The following is a 2,537-nucleotide window of genomic DNA, read 5'->3' on the forward strand; positions in this document are numbered from 1 at the left end:
CGGCGACTCGAGCACCGCGTCGTCCACGCTCTCGTCCGACAGGTCGATCAGCGCCGCGCGTCCGCTCAGGAACCCCGCCATGGGCGCCGACAGCGCCGTGGTGATGCCCGCGCTTCGCGGGCCGTTGAATTCCGCGTTGCCCACCTTGATGAGATCCACCGCCAGCGCTTCGGGGGTGATGCCCACCGGATGGTCCGCGCTCGGTTGCGGCTGCGGTTGCGGCGCGGAGGCGAAGCTCGCGGCGCCGCGGCCGCCGTTGGACGGCGCCGCCGCCGGAATGCCCAGGCTGCCGAAGGCGTCGATGAGCCCCGGATAGACCGTGAGGCCCGTGCCGTCCACGATGCGCGCGTCGGCCGGCGCCTTCACGTTGGCGCCCACGGCGGCGATCAGTCCGTTGCGAACCACCACCGTGCCCTGCGCGATCGTGGCGCCCGTGCCGGGCACGATCGTGGCGTTGGTGATGGCGTACGTCTCCGGCACGCTGCGGGTGGATGCCTGCGCGGCGGCGGTGGGCGGAGGCGCGAGGGTGGCGGCGAGCGCTACGATCGCCCCCACCCTGAGGGAGAGGAAGGTCGGCATGCGGGAACGGCTCCTCGAGGGGTGACTGCGGGGGTGGGCCGGGGAGTGCTGAACCTGCGCGGGGAGCCGGCGTCTCGCAAGGAGACGGTAGGACGGTAGGGGGGTAGGGGGGAAGGACGGGACAACGTTCGCAGTAACAACGGGGCGGGGCGTGCCTTCCATCTGCACGCCCCGCCCCGTCACCGCTGGCCCCCCTACCCCCCTACCCCCCTACCGTCCTACCGCCTGTCAGCGAACACCCCTGTACATCAAGTCGATCAACTCGTCGTACATCGCCTCCGCCCGTTCGCCACCCTCCGCGATCGCGTCCGTCGCGCAATGCCGCAGATGGTTGCGCATCACCTCGCGCCCCACCGCGCGCAGCGCTTCCTGCACCGACGACAACTGCGTGAGCACGTCGGCGCAGTACCGCTCCTCGTCCACCATCCGCTGCAGGCCGCGCACCTGTCCCTCGATGCGCCGCAGCCGCACCAGATTGCGCTCCTTGATGTCGGGGTCCACCGCCGCCGCGTGCCGTCCGCCGGCATGGCCGGCGCCGCACGCGCAGGCCGCGCCCGCCCGCTCGCCGTCGCTCGTCGTGTGCTCGCTCATGCGATCTTCACCCTCCGCAACCGCAGGCTGTTGCTCACCACGCTCACCGAACTCATCGCCATCGCCCCGCTCGCGATCACCGGGCTCAACTGGATGCCGAACGCCGGATACAGCGCCCCCGCCGCGATCGGGATCCCGATCAGATTGTACACGAACGCCCAGAACAGATTCTGCTTCATGGTCCGCATCGTGCGGCGCGACAGCGTGATGGCCTGCGCCACGCTCCGCGGATCGCCGCGCATGAGCGTGACGTCACCCGCTTCGATCGCCACGTCGGTGCCCGTGCCGATGGCGAATCCCACGTCGGCCTGCGCCAGCGCCGGCGCATCGTTGATGCCGTCGCCCACCATCGCCACCACGCGGCCCTCTTTCTGCAGTCCGCGAATGGCCTCCACCTTTCCCTCGGGCAGCACGCCCGCGATCACTCGCGTGATGCCCGCTTGCCGCGCGATGGCCTGGGCCGTGCGCGGCGTGTCGCCCGTGAGCAGCACCACCTCGATGCCCATCTGGCGCAACGCCTGCACCGCCTCCACCGTGGTGGCCTTGATCGGATCGGCCACCGCGAACAGCCCCGCCAGCACTCCGTCCGCCGCCACGTACACCGGCGTCTTGCCCTCCGCGCCCAGGCGGTCGGCGTCGTTCACGAGCGGCGCCACGTCGATCGCGTATTGCGCCATGAGCGCGGCGTTGCCGATGGCCAGCGCCGTGCCGTTCACCACCGCCGTCAGCCCCTGCCCCGCCACCGCCGAGAAGCCTTCGGGTTCGTGCAGCGTGAGCCCGCGCGACTTGGCCGCCTGCACGATCGCGTCGGCCAGCGGATGCTCCGACGCGCGCTCCGCGCTCGCCACCAGGGTCAGGAGCTCGTCCGCCGACTTCATGTTGCCCACCGGCAGCGTGTCGGTGACGGTCGGCCGTCCCTCGGTGACCGTGCCCGTCTTGTCCAGCACCACGACGTCGATGTCGTTGGCGCGCTGCAGCGCGTCGCCGCCCTTGAACAGCACGCCGAGTTCGGCGCCCTTGCCCGACGCCACCATCATCGCCGTGGGCACCGCCAGCCCCATGGCGCACGGACAGGCGATGATCAACACCGCCACCGCCGCTGTGAGCGCGTGCACCACCAGCGTGCCGCTCTGCGCGTGCTGCGGCAGCAGCATCCACAGCCCGAACGTGACGATCGAGATGCCGATCACCGTGGGCACGAAGATCGAACTCACGCGGTCGGCCAGATTCTGGATCGGCGCCCGCGTGCCCTGCGCGTCGCGCATCAGTTGGACGATCCGCGCCAGCGCGCTGTCGGCGCCCAGCGCCGTGGCCGACAGGCGCAGCGCGCCCGTGCGGTTCATCGTCCCGCCGAACACGCGATCGGC

3 protein-coding genes are annotated in these 2,537 nt (G+C 71.4%); all 3 read right to left on the bottom strand.

The features are described from left to right. On the bottom strand, positions 1 to 579 hold a 579-nt coding region (locus tag VNE60_07280; GenBank protein HVB31308.1), incomplete at its 3' end, for a hypothetical protein. A gap of 228 nt (positions 580 to 807) precedes the next feature. Next, positions 808 to 1,170, bottom strand: a complete 363-nt coding sequence (locus VNE60_07285) for a metal-sensitive transcriptional regulator (protein HVB31309.1) — start codon at positions 1,168 to 1,170, stop codon at positions 808 to 810. Further along, a partial coding sequence (locus tag VNE60_07290; GenBank protein HVB31310.1) for a heavy metal translocating P-type ATPase occupies positions 1,167 to 2,537 on the bottom strand: 1,371 nt, incomplete at its 5' end. The genes VNE60_07290 and VNE60_07285, both read right to left, overlap by 4 nt.

The sequence above is a fragment of the Gemmatimonadaceae bacterium genome, from assembly GCA_035533755.1.
Taxonomy (GTDB): domain Bacteria; phylum Gemmatimonadota; class Gemmatimonadetes; order Gemmatimonadales; family Gemmatimonadaceae; genus JAGWRI01.

What these genes read in the sequence shown, in the direction of transcription:
- VNE60_07285 (HVB31309.1), bottom strand. Translation starts at nt 1,170, where the DNA reads ATGAGCGAGCACACGACGAGCGACGGCGAGCGGGCGGGCGCGGCCTGC.